General features: G+C 66.6%; 13 protein-coding genes. 10 read left to right on the top strand and 3 right to left on the bottom strand.

Going from position 1 to position 17,987, the window contains the following annotated elements; translation table 11 throughout:
• Positions 1 to 198 precede the first annotated feature (198 nt).
• The 4 genes from FBX97_RS15065 (at position 199) to FBX97_RS15050 (ending at position 3,908) form a co-directional block, all read left to right on the top strand.
• Positions 199 to 984: a GntR family transcriptional regulator gene (locus tag FBX97_RS15065; protein WP_141832935.1), complete on the top strand. Its 786-nt coding sequence runs from the start codon at positions 199 to 201 to the stop codon at positions 982 to 984.
• Between the two features lie 320 nt (positions 985 to 1,304).
• Complete coding sequence (locus FBX97_RS15060) at positions 1,305 to 2,162, top strand: outer envelope protein (RefSeq protein WP_141832933.1); 858 nt, start codon at positions 1,305 to 1,307, stop codon at positions 2,160 to 2,162.
• A gap of 57 nt (positions 2,163 to 2,219) precedes the next feature.
• Positions 2,220 to 3,299 (top strand): BMP family ABC transporter substrate-binding protein, encoded by a 1,080-nt coding sequence (locus tag FBX97_RS15055; RefSeq protein WP_141832932.1) that lies wholly within the window; start codon positions 2,220 to 2,222, stop codon positions 3,297 to 3,299.
• Positions 3,300 to 3,425: 126 nt separating this feature from the next.
• Complete coding sequence (locus FBX97_RS15050; protein WP_141832930.1) at positions 3,426 to 3,908, top strand: nucleoside deaminase; 483 nt, start codon at positions 3,426 to 3,428, stop codon at positions 3,906 to 3,908.
• A gap of 11 nt (positions 3,909 to 3,919) precedes the next feature.
• Here FBX97_RS15050 and FBX97_RS15045 read toward each other — a convergent pair whose 3' ends face one another.
• Together FBX97_RS15045 and FBX97_RS15040 are read right to left on the bottom strand one after the other, a co-directional pair.
• Positions 3,920 to 4,414, bottom strand: a complete 495-nt coding sequence (locus FBX97_RS15045) for a DUF1854 domain-containing protein (protein ID WP_141832928.1) — start codon at positions 4,412 to 4,414, stop codon at positions 3,920 to 3,922.
• A 1-nt stretch (position 4,415) separates the two neighbouring features.
• Entirely contained in the window at positions 4,416 to 6,704 is a 2,289-nt protein-coding gene (locus FBX97_RS15040) for an ABC transporter ATP-binding protein (protein ID WP_141832926.1), read from the bottom strand.
• 276 nt (positions 6,705 to 6,980) lie between these two features.
• On the opposite strand from FBX97_RS15040, the gene cphA (FBX97_RS15035) reads away from it, so the two are divergent.
• From cphA (FBX97_RS15035) to FBX97_RS15025, 3 genes are all read left to right on the top strand, one after another.
• Complete coding sequence (gene cphA, locus FBX97_RS15035; protein WP_141832924.1) at positions 6,981 to 9,164, top strand: cyanophycin synthetase; 2,184 nt, start codon at positions 6,981 to 6,983, stop codon at positions 9,162 to 9,164.
• A 106-nt stretch (positions 9,165 to 9,270) separates the two neighbouring features.
• Entirely contained in the window at positions 9,271 to 11,841 is a 2,571-nt protein-coding gene (gene cphA / locus FBX97_RS15030; protein ID WP_141832922.1) for a cyanophycin synthetase, read from the top strand.
• Positions 11,842 to 12,033: 192 nt separating this feature from the next.
• Positions 12,034 to 12,402 carry a hypothetical protein gene (locus FBX97_RS15025; RefSeq protein WP_141832921.1) on the top strand — a complete coding sequence of 123 codons (369 nt, stop codon included), beginning with the start codon at positions 12,034 to 12,036 and terminating at the stop codon, positions 12,400 to 12,402.
• Positions 12,403 to 12,428: 26 nt separating this feature from the next.
• Here the strand turns inward: FBX97_RS15025 and FBX97_RS15020 are convergent, their stop codons facing one another.
• Positions 12,429 to 13,619 carry a hypothetical protein gene (locus FBX97_RS15020; protein WP_141832920.1) on the bottom strand — a complete coding sequence of 397 codons (1,191 nt, stop codon included), beginning with the start codon at positions 13,617 to 13,619 and terminating at the stop codon, positions 12,429 to 12,431.
• A 207-nt stretch (positions 13,620 to 13,826) separates the two neighbouring features.
• Here FBX97_RS15020 and FBX97_RS15015 point away from each other — a divergent pair, with 207 nt between their 5' ends.
• The 3 genes from FBX97_RS15015 (at position 13,827) to FBX97_RS15005 (ending at position 17,947) form a co-directional block, all read left to right on the top strand.
• Positions 13,827 to 14,117 carry a hypothetical protein gene (locus FBX97_RS15015; protein ID WP_141832919.1) on the top strand — a complete coding sequence of 97 codons (291 nt, stop codon included), beginning with the start codon at positions 13,827 to 13,829 and terminating at the stop codon, positions 14,115 to 14,117.
• A gap of 159 nt (positions 14,118 to 14,276) precedes the next feature.
• Entirely contained in the window at positions 14,277 to 16,973 is a 2,697-nt protein-coding gene (mutS, locus tag FBX97_RS15010) for a DNA mismatch repair protein MutS (protein WP_141832918.1), read from the top strand.
• Positions 16,973 to 17,947 carry a hypothetical protein gene (locus FBX97_RS15005; protein WP_370457247.1) on the top strand — a complete coding sequence of 325 codons (975 nt, stop codon included), beginning with the start codon at positions 16,973 to 16,975 and terminating at the stop codon, positions 17,945 to 17,947. The genes mutS and FBX97_RS15005 overlap by 1 nt, the downstream gene beginning before the upstream one ends.
• The last annotated feature ends 40 nt before the right edge of the window (positions 17,948 to 17,987 follow it).

Raw genomic sequence — 17,987 nt, 5'->3', positions numbered from 1 at the left:
CAGTGATTTGCATCCACTCGGCGCCGAATCTTGTATACAAAACGCACCAGCCCGAGTCGACAATCTCACCAGGAACGGGCATCCACGCGCCAATATTGCGCACAGACACTCTTTTCCGATTGTCAAACCTGAGCACGATTCCTGCTACATCCCCGGGACGAGCGGCGGAACCCCTGCCGCGACACCCGGAGATCGACCATGACACGACACACCGCTGCGCCACGCCCACAAGGCGGACGCCAGCCGGCCGCGCCCGCATCCACGCCCGCATCCACGCCCGCATCGGCGCCGGTAGCCGCCCCGGCCAAGCGCGGCATCACCGCCATCGACCTGCGCATCTACCGCGCCGTGGTCAGCGCCGTGATGAGCCACCGCCTGCCGCCCGGCACCCGCCTGGGCGAAGCCGATTTCTGCGAGCTGTACCAGGTCAGCCGCACCACGGTGCGCAAGGCCCTGCAGCGCCTCGCGCACGACCACATCATCGAACTGCGGCCCAACCGCGGCGCCGTGGTGGCCTCGCCCTCTCCCAGGGAAGCGCGCGACGTGTTCGCCGCGCGGCGTGCGCTGGAACGCGAGATCGTGCCGCTGGTGGTTGCGAACGCCACCCCGGCCTCGCTGCGCGCGATTCGCGCCGCGCTGGAAGCGGAAGAACAGGCGCGCCACAGCGGCGACCGCGCCGGCTGGATCCGCCTGGGCGGCGAATTCCACCTGCTGCTGGCGGAACTGTCGGGCAACGCGGTGCTGCAGCGTTTCATGGGCGAGCTGGTGTCGCGCTGCTCGCTGATCATCGCCCTGTATGAAACACCGGGCGCGCCGATGTGCGGCAACGACGAGCACGGCGACCTGCTGGCGCTGATCGAACAGGGCAAGGCCGAGCAGGCGGTGGCGCTGATCGAGCATCACCTGCTCGAGATCGAAGCGCGCCTGCAGCTGGATGCGCCGGAACGCAAGGTCAACCTGGCCGAAGCCCTGGCCGGCTGCTGAGGCGGGACGTCCTTGCGCCGATTGGATACAACCTGGCGTCCGATTGGATGCACTTGCACCACGACAGCGCGCCTGGCGGCGAATGCAGGGCATGCGGCGGGCGTTGGTGGTGCGCCGCAGCAATGCAGGAGACGATGCAGCGCAAGCCGCCAGAGTGCAGGCGCGCCGCGTATGTCGAGCTCTGCGGTCTGGCCCGCTATTTGCTAACCAGACAAGCTGAAGATTGCATGCAAGCTGCACCCGGATTGCATGCGATCGAATACCGCCGTGTTTCGTGTCTCGACAACTATATCTATTACACCAATCTGAAAGGGACTTGCATGAAGCCTCACCTGTTTGCCCACACCGCCCTGGCCGCCCTGCTCGCCACCGGCGCCGTCGCCGCCCACGCCGCCGACTGGAGCGACACCTCGCTCAGCTACCGCTACGGCACCAAGTTTGCCGAGCCCTACAACAACGACGACATCAGCAAGCACGTCGTCAACTTCAGCCACGTCAGCGGCTACAAGTACGGCAAGAACTTCTTCAGCGTCGACTTCCTGCTGTCGGACGAGAACGACCCGTCGGCGGTGGGCGCGGACAGCGGCGCGCACGAGGCGTATGCGGTGTACCGCAACACCGTCGACCTGGGCAAGGTGACCGGCGCCAACCTGGCTTTCGGTCCGGTGCGCGGCGTCGGCGCGACCTTCGGCTTCGACGTCAACAGCAAGACCGACGCCGGCTACAACTCCAAGAAGCGCATGCTGGTGGTCGGTCCGACCCTGATGTTCGACGTGCCGGGCTTCCTCGACGTCGGCCTGTACGCCCTGCGCGAGAGCAATGCGCCCTTCAACGGCTTCACCCAGACCTCGACCTCGCGCTACACCTACGACACCCACGCGATGCTGAGCGCGGCCTGGGGCATCCCCTTCGACTTCGGCATCCCGCTCTCCTTCGAAGGCTATGCCAATTACATCGGCACCAAGGGCCGGAACGAATTCGGCGGCCCGACCGCGGTCGAGATCAACGTCGACATGCAGCTGATGTACGACCTGAGCCCGGCCGTCGGCGCGGCCAAGAACACCTTCAAGCTGGGCATCGAATACCAGTACTGGAAGAACAAGTTCGGCAACCCGTCGAAGACCGTGCCCGGCGCCACCGCCAGGACGCCGATGGTGCGTGCCGAATACCACTTCTGAGCCACTTTCGAGCGCCCATAGTCGTCTCCCCACCTTCACACCTGAAAGAGGAACACCATGAATCGTCGCACGCTGTTCGCCCTGGCCGCCGCCGCCGCCCTGTCCGTCACCGCCGGCCTGCCCGCGCACGCCGCCGACCCGCTGAAGGTCGCCTTCGTCTACGTCGGCCCGGTCGGCGACGCCGGCTGGACCTATGCCCACGAGCAGGGCCGCCTGGCGCTGGAAAAGTCGATGGCCGGCAAAGTCAAGACGACCTACGTCGAGAACGTGCCGGAAGGCGCGGACGCCGAGCGCGTGATCCGCAAGCTGGCCGCCGACGGCAACAAGCTGATCTTCACCACCTCGTTCGGCTTCATGAACCCGACCGAGAAGGTCGCCAAGGCCTTCCCCAGCGTCGTCTTCGAGCACGCTACCGGCTTCAAGACCTCGAAGAACATGGGCGTGTACGAATCGCGCCAGTACGAAGGCACCTACCTGCAGGGCGTGATCGCCGCCAAGATGAGCAAGAGCGGCACGATCGGCTTCGTCGGCTCGTTCGCGGTGCCGGAAGTCCTGCGCAACATCAACGCCTACACGCTGGGCGCGCAGAGCGTGAACCCGAAGATCAAGACCAAGGTCGTGTGGATCAACAGCTGGTACGACCCGGCCAAGGAGCGCCAGGCCGCCGAGACCCTGATCGCCCAGGGCGCCGACGTGCTGACCCAGAACACCGACTCGCCGGCCACGCTGCAGGTGGCCCAGGAAAAGGGCAAGTTCGCCTTCGGCTGGGATTCCGACATGGCCCGCTTCGCGCCCAAGGCCCACCTGACCGCCAGCACCAACTACTGGGGCGACTTTTATACCAAGACCGCGCAGGCCGTCATGGCCGGCACCTGGAAGACCGGCGAAGTGCGCGGCGGCCTGAATGAAGGCATGGTCAGGATGTCGCCGCTGAACGCCGCGATTCCGGCCGACGTCGCCAAGCTGTTCGAGCAGAAGAAGGCCGACATCATGTCCGGCAAGCTCAAGCCCTTCCAGGGTCCGGTCAAGGACCAGTCGGGCGCGGTGCGGGTCGCGGCCGGTGCGCAGATGGCGGACAAGGATGTGCACGGGATGAATTTCTACGTGCAGGGGGTGGAGGGGTCGATTCCGAAGTAATAGATATATATGCGCTTGCGCTTGATCCGTCGTCCCTGCGCAGGCAGGGACCCAAGTTTTCGGCGTACCTGCGAACTTGGGCCCCTGCCTGCGCAGGGGCGACGATTCATCTCATAAGGATCATCGATGTCTACTCCCACGACTCAGGACCAGCACTTCCTCACGCAGGTATTCGCCCTCGCCCAACGCTCGCGCGACGAAGGCCACCACCCCTTCGCCGCCATCGTGGCCGGCGCCGACGGCACCATCATCGCCGAAGCCATGAACGCCTCCAGCGCGGACCGCACCGCCCACGCCGAAATGAACGCCCTGCGGCAAGCCTCGCAGCGCTTCAGCCCGCAGCAACTGGCCGGTGCCACGCTGTACAGCAACGCCGAACCCTGCGCCATGTGCGCCGGCGGCACCTACTGGAGCGGCGTCGGCCGCGTGGTGTACGGGATGTCGGAAAAGAGTTTATTGGAACTGACCGGCAGCGATCCGGAAAACCCGACGCTGTCGCTGCCCTGCCGCCAGGTGTTCGCGGCGGGCCAGCGGCCGACGGAGGTCATCGGGCCGCTGCGCGAGGAAGAAGCCCGGGTTGCGCACGCGGGCTTCTGGCAGAACAACTGAGGGATTGACGCTTACAGGAAGCGGTCGAGGATCTTGCGGCTGCCCTTGTCGATCCCGAACATGTCGCGGATCAGGAAGTGGATGCCGTGGCTGTCCGCGATCAGCAGCGAGTAGGTGCCCAGGCGGCGGATGTCTTCCTCGCCCTTCAGCACGAACTCGGTGTCGCCGCGGTCGGTGCTGACGGTCCAGGTGCACGGCGTGGCGAAGCTCGACACGCTCTTGATGGAGAGGATCTCGGGCATGAACTCGCGCCCGTCCAGTTCCTCGGTCACCAGCGCGGCGATCTCGGCCGGCACGTCGGCCAGGTCCTCGATCCAGCCGACTTCCTTGCCGCCGTCGCGCACCAGCGAGATGCCGCGCGTGGGCGCCTGGACCGGAAAGGCGCGCACCGGCGTCACGCCGACGAATTCCTCGCCATCGGGATTGGTCAGCACCAGCTTGCCGAAGGCGTCGCGGCGGAGTTGAAAGTGCAGCTTGAGTTGCTGGGTTTGCAGTTGCGTCGTCATATCAGTCTTCCTTGCTGCCGTCGTCGTCCGGATCCTGGTCGACGTTGCGCGCCTGCGCTTCGTACAGGCGGTAATAAGCGCCTTCGGTTGCCATCAGCTGGTCGTGGCTGCCCTCTTCCACCACCACGCCGCGGTCCAGCACCACCAGGCGGTCGGCGCGGTGCAGCGTCGACAGGCGGTGCGCGATCGCGATGGTGGTGCGGCCCTGCACCAGGTTGTCCAGCGCCTTCTGGATTTCCTTCTCGGTTTCCGAGTCGACCGAGGAAGTCGCTTCGTCGAGGATCAGGATCGGCGGATCGATCAGCAGGGCGCGCGCGATCGAGATGCGCTGGCGCTCGCCGCCGGACAGGCCCTGGCCGCGCTCGCCGACCATCGAATCGTAGCCCTGCGGCAGGCGCAGGATGAATTCGTGGGCGTGCGCGGCCCTGGCCGAGGCGATGATCTCTTCGCGCGTCGCGTCCGGCTTGCCGTAGGCGATGTTCTCGGCGATCGTGCCGAAGAACAGGAAAGGCTCCTGCAGCACCAGGCCGATGTGGCGGCGGTAGTCGGCCACCGCAAACGAGCGGATGTCCTTGCCGTCGAGCAGGATCGCGCCTTCGGCCACGTCGTAGAAGCGGCAGATCAGGTTGACCAGCGTCGACTTGCCGGAACCCGAATGGCCGACCAGGCCGACCATCTCGCCGGCCTTGATGTTCAGCGAAATGCCGCGGTTGACCGCGCGGTTGCCGTAGCGGAAGCCGACTTCGCGCAGTTCGATGTTGCCGGCCACCTTGTCCAGCTTCACCGGGTTGACCGGGTCCGGCACGCTCGACACGTGGTCGAGGATGTCGAAAATGCGCTTGGCGGCCGAGGCCGACTTCTGCGTCACCGACACGATGCGGCTCATGGAATCCAGGCGCACGTAGAAGCGGCCGCTGTAGGCGATGAAGGCCGACAGCACGCCGACCGTGATCTCGCCCTTGCTGACCTGCCAGATGCCGAAGCACCAGATGATCAGGAGGCCCAGTTCGGTCAGCAGCGACACCGTCGGCGAGAACAGCGACCACACCCTGTTCAATTTGTCGTTGACGGCCAGGTTGTGCTTGTTCGCGTCGCGGAAGCGGACCGCCTCGCGCTTTTCCTGGGCAAAGGCCTTCACCACGCGGATACCGGGGATGGTGTCGGCCAGCACGTTGGTGACTTCGCCCCAGACGCGGTCGATCTTCTCGAAACCGGTGCGCAGCTTGTCGCGCACGACGTGGATCATCCACGCGATGAAGGGCAGCGGCACCAGCGTGATCAGGGCCAGCTTGGCGTTGATGCTGAACAGGATGGCGCCGGTCATGATGATCATCAGGACGTCGGACAGGAAATCCAGGAGGTGCAGCGACAGGAACACGCAGATGCGGTCGGAGCCGCTGCCGATGCGGCTCATCAGGTCGCCGGTGCGCTTGCCGCCGAAGAACTCCAGCGACAGGCGCAGCAGGTGTTCGTAGGTTTCCGAACGCATGTCGGCGCCCATCCGCTCCGAGACCAGGGCCAGGATGTAGGTGCGGCCCCAACCGAGCGCCCAGGCCAGGATCGCCGAGCCGAACAAGCCGCCCATGTACAGGTAAACCAGCCGCGTATCGATGCTCTTGCCGTTCTGATACGGGATCAGCACGTTGTCCATCAGCGGCATGGTCAGGTAGGGTGGAATCAAATGCGCGCCGGTACTTGCCAACATAAGCAAGAATCCGAGGGCCAGTTGACCTTTGTAAGGACGTGCAAAGCGCCACAGGCGGAACAGGGTCCAGGTGGACGGCGGCGTGTGCAGCACCTTGGTGCAGATCGGGCAATCTTCCTGGTCCGCTTCGAGCGGCGCCTTGCAGCTGGGGCAGGTATGCTGCTCGGGCGGCTGGATGGCAAGGCCGGTGACATGGCTTTCCACCTGGTCGGTGAAGGCATCGACCACGCGGATGGCTTGCAGGTTCTGGCCGAGCGTGAAGCGCCAGGCGGCCAGCAGGCCATGCTCGTCGACCAGTTCCAGGTGGCCGACGCCGGCGTGGTCGTGGTGGCGCAGGTGCATGCCGGCGCGGTAAGGCCAGTCGCGCCAGTCGCTGTCGCCGGGCGCGCGGGTCAGCAGGCGCCGGTCGGTTACAACCAGTAATCCTTTTGTAAAACGTAATTTCGCATCGAGGTCAACCTCAACGCTGCTTAAAACGTTTTCCCCTTGCGCAAGCTTTTTCTCGACGTCCGCCTGCCAGTGCTCGGGCAGGAAACTGGCGGCGATCGCCAGCGGAACGGAAGGAACAAGTTGTTGATTCGTCATGTAGTACCGCCGGTGAAGGCGAGGTTTCCTTGGCTATGCCGGTTGTTGGGAATCGAGCCGCTGCCGGCACCGTCATACGGTGAACGCCGGGACCGGCGCTACGGTTGACAAGCGTGTGTGTAGCGGAGCGCTGGTGTAGTTACGGTATTCTAGCGAAGGGGCGAGACTGGCAGAAATCGGTACGGCACGGTAAGCTTCGTTTCGGCAAGTATACAACATGTGCGCTGCGTAAAATTGGGTCGGACCAGCGTACGAATGCAAGGCAAGATATTCTTCATGACTAAAAAGAAAGACATCGACATTCTTCGAGTAACGCATCTGCGTGGACCCAACATCTGGACTTACCGCCCCGTCATCGAAGCCTGGCTCGACATCGGCGAACTCGAAGATTATCCCTCGAACACCCTGCCCGGCCTGTATGAACGCCTGACCACCTGGCTGCCCGGCCTGATCGAGCACCGCTGCGGCGTCGGCGAGCGCGGCGGCTTCCTGGAGCGCCTGCGCGACGGCACCTGGCCCGGCCACATCCTCGAACACATCGTCCTCGAGCTGCAGAACCTGGCCGGCATGAAGACCGGTTTCGGCAAGACCCGCTCCACCGCCGACCGCGGCATCTACAAGATGGCCTTCCGCACCCGCGACGAGGTGGTCGGACGCGCCGCCCTGCAGGCCGGCCACGCGCTGATCATGGCCGCCATCAACGACACCCCGTTCGACCTGAAAGCCACGGTCGACGAACTGACCGACCTGGTCGACCGCTGGTGCCTGGGGCCGTCCACCGCCCACATCGTCGATGCCGCTACCGAGCGCCGCATCCCGTCGATCCGCCTGACCGAAGGCAACCTGGTGCAGCTCGGCCACGGCGCCGCCCAGCGCCGCATCTGGACCGCGGAAACCGACCGCACCAGCGCCATCGGCGAAAGCATCGCCAGCGACAAGGACCTCACCAAGACCCTGCTCGCCTCGTGCGGCGTGCCGGTCCCGGAAGGCACGCTGGTGCGCAGCGCCGCCGCCGCCTGGGAAGAAGCCCAGGACATCGGCCTGCCGGTTGCGGTCAAGCCGGTCGACGGCAACCATGGCCGCGGCGTTTCGCTGAACCTGATGACGGAGGCCGACGTGCACGCCGCCTACGCCATCGCGTCGGAAGAAGGCGATTCCAGCGCGGTGCTGGTCGAGCGTTTCATTCCCGGCAACGAACACCGCCTGCTGGTGGTCGGCCAGAAGGTCGTCGCCGCCGCCCGCGGCGAATCGCTGTGGGTGGTGGGTGACGGCAAGTCGACGGTCACCCAGCTGTGCGACAGCCAGATCAACATCGACCCGCGCCGCGGCAATTCCGAGGAATTCCCGCTCAGCCTGGTGGTGCCGGCCGAGAGCGACGAAGTCAAACTCGACCTGCAGCGCCAGGGCCTCACGCCGGACTCGGTGCCGCAGGACGGCCAGCGCGTGCTGATCCAGCTGAACGGCAACGTCGCCGACGACGTCACCGACCTGGTGCACCCGGACGTGGCCTACATGGCGGCGCTGGCCGCGCGCGTGGTCGGCCTCGACATCGCCGGCATCGACCTGGTGTGCGAAGACATCGGGCGTCCGCTCGACGAACAGCGCGGCGCCATCATCGAAGTCAATGCCAGCCCGGGCCTGCTGGCCCACATCAAGCCGGCCCAGGGCCAGCCGCGCGCGGTCGGCAAGGCGATCGTCGAGCACCTGTTCGCCGATGCCGAATCGGAGACGCATACCGGCCGCATTCCGCTGATCGGCGTCACCGGCACCCGCGATGCCGCCCTGGTCGCTCATTTGGTTGGGACTGTGCTGCAGCAGTCCGGCAAGCACGCCGGCGTCGCCAACCGCGACGGCCTGTTCCTCGACCGCCGCCAGGTCGATGCCCGCGACAGCACCCGCTTCGACGCCGGCCAGCGCCTGCTGATCAACCGCACCGTGCAGGCCGCCGTGTTCGAATCGAATGCGCGCACCATCCTGACCGAGGGCCTGCCCTACGACCGCTGCCTGGTCGGCATCGTGACCGACATGGGAGACGTCGCCGACGTCGAGGATCTGTATATCCGCGACCAGGATGCGCTGTTCAACGTGGTGCGCAGCCAGGTCGACGTGGTGCTGTCCCAGGGCGCGGCGGTGCTGAACGCGGCCGACGCCGAAGTGGTCAAGCTGGCCGAACTGAGCGACGGCGCCGTGGTGTTCTACGCGCTGGATGAAACGAATGCCGTGCTGCAGCAGCACCGCGAAGAAGGCGGCCGCGCCGTGTTCGTGCGCGACGGCCACATCGTGCTGGCCGACGGTGCCAACGAGACGTCGCTGCTGAGCATGAGCAAGGTCAAGCCGGCGACCGCCGGCCAGCCGGAGGCGGTGCTGGCCGCCGCCGCCGCGGGCTGGGCGCTGGACGTGCCGCACGACCTGATCTGCGCCGGACTGCGCACGTTCGATGCGGCTGGCGCAAAGAAGTAAGACGTTAAATGGATAAGCGTCCCGCCATCGAGCGGGGCGCATCGCGCTGCCCGAATGCATGCAGCTTGCATCGGCGGCGCGGGATCACACAAAGGATCGAAGGTTTATGGAAGTATCACGCGTACGCGCCCTGCGCGGCCCCAACCTGTGGAGCCATCACACTTCGGTGGAAGCGATCGTCGCCTGCACCCCTGACGAAGAATCGATCGGCGCCCTGCCCGGTTTCGAGACCCGCCTGCGCGGCCTGTTCCCCGAGATCTGGCCGCTGCAGCCGATGGGCCATGACGACACCATCCCGCTGGCGCAGGTACTCGAAGTGGCGGCGCTGGCCCTGCAGGCGCAGGCCGGCTGCCCGGTAACCTTCTCGCGCACCACGGCGACGCTGGAACGCGGCATCTACCAGGTCGTGGTCGAGTACAGCGAGGAAGACGTGGGCCGCCTGGCGCTCGAACTCGCGGAAAAGCTGTGCGCCGCCGCGCGCAACGACCAGCCCTTCGACCTCGAAGCCGCCCTCACCCAGCTGCGCGAACTGGACGAGGACGTGCGCCTCGGCCCGTCGACCGGCTCGATCGTGCACGCCGCCGTGGCGCGCGGCATTCCGTTCCGCCGCCTGACCGAGGGCAGCCTGGTGCAGTTCGGCTGGGGCAGCCGCCAGCGCCGCATCCAGGCCGCCGAGATCGACGCCACCGGCGCCATCGCCGAGACCATCGCCCAGGACAAGGAACTGACCAAGAAGCTGCTCGACGCCGCCGGCGTGCCGGTGCCGCTCGGCCGCGCCGTGCGCGACCCGGACGACGCCTGGGCCGCCGCGCTGGAAGTCGGCCTGCCGGTGGTCATCAAGCCGAAGGACGGCAACCAGGGCAAGGGCGTGACCGTCAACGTGACCACGCGCGCGCAGCTGGATGCCGGCTTTGCCGCCGCGTCCGAGTTCCGCGACGACATCATGGTCGAAAAATACCTGCCGGGCCACGATTACCGCCTGCTGGTGATCGGCAACAAGCTGGTGGCCGCCGCCCGCCGCGATCCGCCGCACGTGGTCGGCGATGGCCGCCACAGCGTGCGCGAGCTGGTCGAGATCGTCAACCGCGACCCGCGCCGCGGCAGCGGCCACGGTACCGCCCTGACCAAGATCCGCTTCGACGACATCGCCCTCGCCTCGCTCGCCAAGCAGGGCTTCGATGCCGAATCGGTGCCCGACAAGGGCCAGCGCGTCACCCTGCGCAACAACGCCAACCTGTCCACCGGCGGCTCGGCCACCGACGTCACCGACGACGTGCACCCGGACGTGGCGGCGCGCGCCATCGCCGCTGCGCACATGGTCGGTCTCGACATCTGCGGCGTCGACCTGGTGTGCGACAGCGTGCACAAGCCGATCGAGGACCAGCACGGCGGCATCGTCGAAGTGAATGCCGCGCCGGGCCTGCGCATGCACATCTCGCCGTCCTTCGGCAAGGGTCGCGCGGTCGGCGAAGCGATCATGGACACCCTGTACGCGCCGGGCGACGACGGCCGCATCCCGGTGGTGGCCGTCACCGGCACCAACGGCAAGACCACCACCGTGCGCGTGATCGCGCACCTGCTGGCCGCCTCCGGCCTGCGCACCGGCATGACGAATACCGACGGCGTGTATATCCAGGGCCGCCGCATCGACAGCGGCGACTGCAGCGGTCCGCGCAGCGCGCGCAACGTGCTGCTGCACCCGGACGTCGACGCGGCCGTGTTCGAGACCGCGCGCGGCGGCATGCTGCGCGAAGGCCTCGCTTTCGATCGCTGCCAGGTCGGCGTGGTGACCAACATCGGCGCCGGCGACCACCTGGGCCTGAACTACATCACGACGCTGGAAGACCTGGCCGTGCTGAAGCGCATCATCGTGCAGAACGTGGCGCCGAACGGCATGGCGGTGCTGAACGCGGCCGACCCGATCGTCGCCGCGATGGCCGAGAACACCCGCGGCGACGTCACCTACTTCGCCCAGGACTGCTCGCTGCCGCTGATGCAGAAGCACCGCGCCCAGGGCCGCCGCATCGTCTATGTCGACAACGGTGACCTGGTGTGCGCGCAAGGCAAGCGGGAAGAACGCATCGCACTGAGCGAGGTGCCGATCACCCGCGGCGGCGTGGTCGGCTTCCAGGTCGAGAACGTGATGGCGGCCGTGGCCGCGGCCTGGGCGGTCGGCATCGCGTGGGACGCGGTGCGCGCCGGCCTGCGCACCTTCGTCGGCGAGAGCGACAACGCGCCGGGCCGCTTCAACGTGTTCGATTACAAGGGCGCGACCGTGATCGCCGACTACGGCCACAACCCGGACGCGATCGCCGCGCTGGTGAATGCGGTCGAGTCGATGCCGGCACAGCGCCGCTCGGTGGTGATCAGCGGCGCCGGCGACCGCCGCGACCAGGACATCCGCGAACAGACCGTCATCCTCGGCAAGTCCTTCGACGACGTGCTGTTGTACGAAGACCAGTGCCAGCGCGGCCGCCAGGAGGGCGAAGTCGTGGCCCTGCTGCGCCAGGGACTGGCCGGTGCGCCGCGCACCAGCCACGTGGAAGAGATCAAGGGCGAATTCGTCGCGATCGACCGCGCGCTGGCACGCCTGCAGCCGGGCGACCTGTCGCTGATCCTGATCGACCAGGTGGACGAAGCGCTGGCGCATATCGCCAAGCGCGTGGCCGAAGCCTGAACGCCGGTGGCGTAGATGAGTCCAACGGGCGCTGCGGCGCCCGTTTTTCATGGCATCTGCATCGCCGCGCCTTGCTGCTGCGCAATTTCCTGTGCAACAGATGACCGGGCGCGCGCGCTCGAGACAGCCAATGACGTAGGATGGGCAGTCACGGCTTTCAACCCTCAGCTTCCATCAGACAGCGGTGTGATCATGACCCTCGAAAAGGATACGCAGCCCTCCGTCACCGACGAGCACCTGCCCGAGATGCCGTTCCGGCGCCTGCTCTACCGCTTCCTGTTCTTCGACTGGCTGTTCCGCGACGTCAGCGCCGCGCGCGACCGCATCGAGCGCCACGCCGCCCACCAGCACAACCGCAAGATGAGCCGCTACCTGCCGGTCTACCTGCGCCGCTGGTCCTTCCTCACCGCCTTCGACTTCGCCCTCGGCGTGCTGTTCGAAAAAGTCTTGCAGGCCGGCCTGGTGTCGGCCTGGTTCTTCACCTGGTCGTGCGTGACGCTGACCGGCATGGTCGTGATCACGGTGGCCTGGGTGATCCTGAACCATGCGCGGCTGTCCTAGCCCTGCCGTTGCCGGCGCCGGCGCCGTCAGCCTGCCGGCAGCGGCGGCGCCGGCGGCGGGGCCAGCGCCTGCGGCACCGTGTGCTGGCGCCTGAGGTTGGCCTGGGCAAACAGGAACAGCATCCACACCGGCGCTTCGTAGTAATACATGCGTGAATTCAAGGGCATCGCAAAGATGACCAGGCTGAGCAGGATGCCGTTGAAGTAGGCCAGCCGGCCGAACAGCACCAGCAGCACCAGCAGCATCAGCAGTCCGCCGCCGCTGAGCAGGTTGGCGATCACGCCCATGTTCTGGAAATAACAATTCACGCAGGGCGGATGCTCGTAGCCGAGCCCGATGATCTTTTCCTCCAGCCCGGTATTCAGATAACTGTGCAGCCCGGTCTTCCAGATCGACAGGCTGCCGTCGTCGTTGTGGGCGAAGCGCTGGTCGAGGTGGTCGAGGATGTTCGAGGTGCCGAGGAAGGCCAGGATGCACAGGAACAAGACCAGCACGTGCCATTTCTTGATGCGGTGGCTCCACAGCAGCGGCAGCAGCGCCAGCATCACGCAGGTGAAATAGACCGAGGTGGCCGAGCCGGTCAGCAGCATCGACAGCACGGTCAGGATCGAAATCCAGTAGACCCGCTTGCGATAGCCCGAGGTGAACAGGTAGACCGCCAGCAGGAAAGCCATGTTGTTGGCGTAGGTGCCCGGCTCCACCTGGATGCCGGAAAAGCGGTTGATGCCGACGAAATCGACCGCGTCGCGGCTGGGCGAATTGAACACCATCTCGTGCAGGTCGACGATCGGCCCGCCCAGCAGGTAGTACATGGCGATCTGGATGTAGAGCGCGGCGAGATTGATCACCAGCAGCCAGCCGACAGCGGCATTGAATTCCCTGGGCCAGCGCTTGCTGGCTTCGTAGATCAGCACGGCCAGCAGGATGTTGGTGCCCACGAAGATCGGGTAGATGAAGGACACCTGCTTGAAGAAGATCGTGTGCAGCAGGATGATGAGCAGCCCCACCAGGATGTACATCGACGACGCGCCGATGCGGATCGGCCGCGCCAGCATGACCGGCAACAGGCACACCAGGCAGACCCCGGCCGCGAAGTAGCGCGGCCACATCGTGTTGGTCTGCAGGTCTTCGAACGGCGTATAGAACAGGAACACGGCGCCGAAAAAGGCGATCGTGGCGGCGACGGAACGCACATTCCATTTTTCGGTGAGAGGCATCGTCGGCTTCTGATTGGCGCGGATATGCTTACTATCAAGCCGCCACGCCGGGCTGGGCTTGTGCGTTCTCAAGGCTCATCAGCATCGGATAAAGGGCACCGTGGTCACAACGGACAATTGCTTGGCCTCTTCTATTTCATTGATGTCAACTAAATAGCAAAAGCACAAGAGGAACAGGATTTCTTTACCCAACCACGGAGAATTCCGATGACCTACTTGCATATTCATGACCAGGGCTTGCCGCAACGTGCACTCGGCGAGCGGCGCACCGATCGCGCCACCGCCGACAATGTCGAAGATGCCTTGCGGGCGCATGGCTTGCGGGCGGCGGCGCAGGCGATGGAGCACCAGCACGTCGACCTGGCCATCGCCTTGCGCGTGCTGTCCCATCCGGCCAGGCGGCGCGCACCGGTAGCGGCCGCGGCCGCGCCGGGACAGCTGCGGCCCGCCCGGCCCCACAGCGCCACGCCCGACGATTTCCTTGCCGTTCCGGCCTGACCCGCCGCGCCGCGCCTTCCCGCACAGGGAAGGCGCGCCCTCGTTCCGGAAACCCGTTGTTACCAAACCGCACCGCCCAGCCCTCCCGGCGCTTGTCGAACGCGGTAAAATGGCAACTCTCGGCCGGCGCCCTGCCCGGCCTCTTGCATACCGTACCCCATGAACGTCCCACGCGAAATCAATGCCGACGCGGCCAAACGCCTCGCGACCGAAAAGCACACCCCGATGATGCAGCAGTACCTGGGCATCAAGGCCGATTACCCGAGCATGCTCGTCTTCTACCGGATGGGCGACTTCTACGAGCTGTTCTTCGAGGACGCCGAGAAGGCCGCCCGCATCCTGGGCATCACGCTGACCGCGCGCGGCAGCTCGGGCGGCAATCCGATCAAGATGGCGGGCGTGCCCTTTCACTCGCTGGATCCCTACCTGGCCAAGCTGGTCAAGCTGGGCGAGTCGTGCGCGATCTGCGAGCAGATCGGCGATCCGGCGTTGGCCAAGGGCCCGGTCGAGCGCAAGGTGGTGCGCGTGGTGACGCCCGGCACGCTCACCGATTCGGACCTGCTGCCGGAAAAGGCCGAGCGCCCGCTGCTGGCCGTGTGCACGGTCACCAGCCGCAAGGTGGTGACGACCGGCCTGGCCTGGCTGTCGCTGGCCAGCGGCAAGCTGCGCCTGATGGAATTTAGTGGCGACGCTAGGGCCGCCGCCGTACGCCTGGTGCAGGAGCTGGAACGCATCGTGCCGGCCGAAGTGCTGCGCGCGGACAGCCTGGACACCTTCGAAGAAGCGCCGATGGGCCACACCCAGCGCGTGCCGGAGTGGCATTTCGACGTCGTGCACGGCCATAAATCCCTGCTCGACCAGCTGAACGTGGCGACCCTGTCCGGCTTCGGCTGCGACGGCCTCGGCGCCGCCTTCGGTGCGGCCGGCGCGCTGCTGCGCTATGCCCAGTCGACCCAGGGCAAGGGTTTGCAGCACGTGAAAACCGTGGCCGTCGAATCCGAGAGCGAATTCATCGGCCTGGATGCCGCCACCCGGCGCAACCTGGAATTGACCGAGACCATCCGCGGCCACGAGTCGCCGACACTGTTCTCGCTGCTGGACGGCTGCCGCACCGCGATGGGTTCGCGCCTGCTGCGCCACTGGATCCACCACGCGCGCCGGGATCAAGGGGTGGCGCGCAGCCGCCACGAGGCGATCGCCGCGCTGATCCAGCGCGAAGCGGCGCCGGGCCTATCAAGCACGCTGGCCCACGTGCCGGACATCGAGCGCATCACCACCCGCGTCGCCCTGCTCAGTGCGCGCCCGCGCGACCTGTCCTGCCTGCGCGACGGCCTGAAGCAGTTGCCGGCCCTGCGCGAGCTGGTCTCGAGCTGCTTCATCCCAGGCGATTCCTCCCTGCTGCGCGCCATCCATGACGCGATCGCGGTGCCGGAAGCCTGCGTCGACCTGCTGGTGCGTGCCGTGGCCGAGGAGCCGGCGGCGATGGTGCGCGACGGCGGCGTGTTCGCGCCCGGCTTCGACGCCGAGCTCGACGAACTGCGCTCGCTGTCGCAGAACGCCGGCCAGTTCCTGGTCGACCTGGAGACGCGCGAGCGCGCGCGTACCGGCATCGCCAACCTGCGCGTCGAGTACAACCGCGTGCACGGCTTTTATATCGAGGTCACCAACGGCCAGGCCGACAAGGTGCCCGAGGATTACCGGCGCCGCCAGACGCTCAAGAACTGCGAGCGCTACATCACGCCCGAGCTGAAAGCCTTCGAGGACAAGGCGCTGTCGGCACAGGACCGCGCGCTGGCGCGGGAAAAGCTGCTGTACGACCTGCTGCTGGCCGACCTGGCGCCGCACATCGGCTGCCTGCAGCGCATCGCCTCCGGCATCGCCCAGATCGACACGCTGGTGGCGCTGGCCGCGCACGCCCAGCGCAGCAACTGGTGCGCGCCGCAGCTGGTCGACGCGCCCTGCCTGAGCATCGTCGAGGGCCGCCATCCGGTCGTGGAGAACCAGATCGAGCGCTTCATCGCCAACGATTGCCGCCTGCTTGATGACCGCAGGCTGCTCTTGATTACCGGCCCGAACATGGGCGGTAAATCGACCTTCATGCGCCAGGTGGCCCTGATCACGCTGCTGGCCTACATCGGCAGCTACGTGCCGGCGACGAGCGCCAGCATCGGCCCCATCGACCGCATCTTCACCCGCATCGGCGCGTCCGACGACCTGGCCAACGGCCGCTCCACCTTCATGGTCGAGATGACCGAATCGGCGACCATCCTGAACGGCGCCACCGACCGTTCGCTGGTGCTGATGGACGAAGTCGGGCGCGGCACCTCGACCTTCGACGGCCTGGCGCTGGCGTGGGCGATCGCGCGCCACCTGATCGACGTCAGCCGCAGCTTCACGCTGTTCGCGACCCACTACTTCGAGCTGACCCAGTTGCCGGAGGCGCATCCGAGCGCGGTCAACGTGCACCTGTCGGCGGTCGAGCACAAGGACAGCATCGTGTTCCTGCACGCGGTGCAGGACGGTCCGGCGTCGCAGAGCTACGGCTTGCAGGTGGCGCAGCTGGCCGGCGTGCCGCCGACCGTGATCCGCGCCGCGCGCAAGCACCTGGCGCGGCTGGAATCGCAGGCGCTGGATGCGGCGACGCCGCAGCTGGACCTGTTTGCAGCGCCGCCTTGCGATGATGCGCAGACGCCTGCAGACGACGCTGTGCAGGCGGAACCGCCGGCACCCGCGGCGGCCGCAGCGCTGGAGTCGGCGGCGCTGGACCTGCTCGACCAGATCGACCCGGACGCGCTCACCCCGCGCGAGGCGCTCGAGCGCTTGTACGAGCTGAAGCGCCTGGCGGCTGCCGCCTGATGCCGATGCCGCGTGTCCGCCTGCGCCTGAGTACCCTGCTGTGCGCCACCCTGCTCGCCGCCGGCGCCTGCGCGGCCGCGCCCAGGGACAAGGACGACAAGAAGGCCGACACCAGGGAAGACGGCACGCACCGCTTCGCCCTCATCGGCCACAGCTTCAACGACGGCGGCGAGAAGCGCCTGAAAAAGGCGATCGACGAGACCGACGACAAATCGACCGCCTTCGTGGTCGTCACCGGGATCAAGGCCACGGGCGAACCCTGCAGCGACAAGCTGTACCAGCAGCGGCGCGAGCTGATCGACGACGCCAGGCGTCCGATGGTGGTGCTGCCCGCCGGCAGCGACTGGACCGAGTGCCGCAACAGCGCCGGCCGCACCAATGCGATCGAACGCCTGAACCGCGTGCGCGAGCTGTTCTATGGCGAGCCGTCCTCGCTCGGCGAGCGCAAGCTGGCGCTGACGCGGCTGTCGATGAGCCCGCGCTTTCGCAGCTATGCGGAAAACGCCCACTGGTCGATGGGCAAGGTGCTGTACGCCACCGTCAACCTGCCGGCCAACAACAACCACTACATCATGGAAGCCGGGCGCAACAGCGAGTACGAGGACCGCCTGGTGGCCAATCGCTTCTGGCTGAACCGGCTGTTCGCCATCGCCAAGCGCGACAAGCTGGAAGCGGTGGTGCTGTTTTCCGAAGGCGATTTGAAGGCGCTGTCGCAGCCGACCGGCTTCCGGGCGCTGCTGCGGCGTGCAGTGCCGGACAACGACGGCTTCGCCGAGACGCGGCGCCAGGTGCTGGCGCTGGCGCAGAAATTCCAGGGCAAGGTACTGCTGGTCGACACGGCCGCGCCGGCCAAGGGCGCGAAGCCGGCGATCGAATGGCGCGGGAACGTGGGGCACCTGTCCACCGGCGCGACGGCGCTCGAGGTGGAGGTGGATCCGGGCGGCAAGAACCTGTTCAAGGTCGAAGCGCCGTAGGGTGGGTCCGGGGAGCCCACCCTGCATATTCAGGTATCCG

It is taken from the genome of Herbaspirillum sp. SJZ107 (genome assembly GCF_006715485.1).
In the GTDB taxonomy this organism is placed as follows: Bacteria; Pseudomonadota; Gammaproteobacteria; order Burkholderiales; family Burkholderiaceae_D; genus Telluria.
Note: the sequence above shows the minus strand (reverse complement) of the source record. Positions and strands in the feature narration are given on the sequence as shown.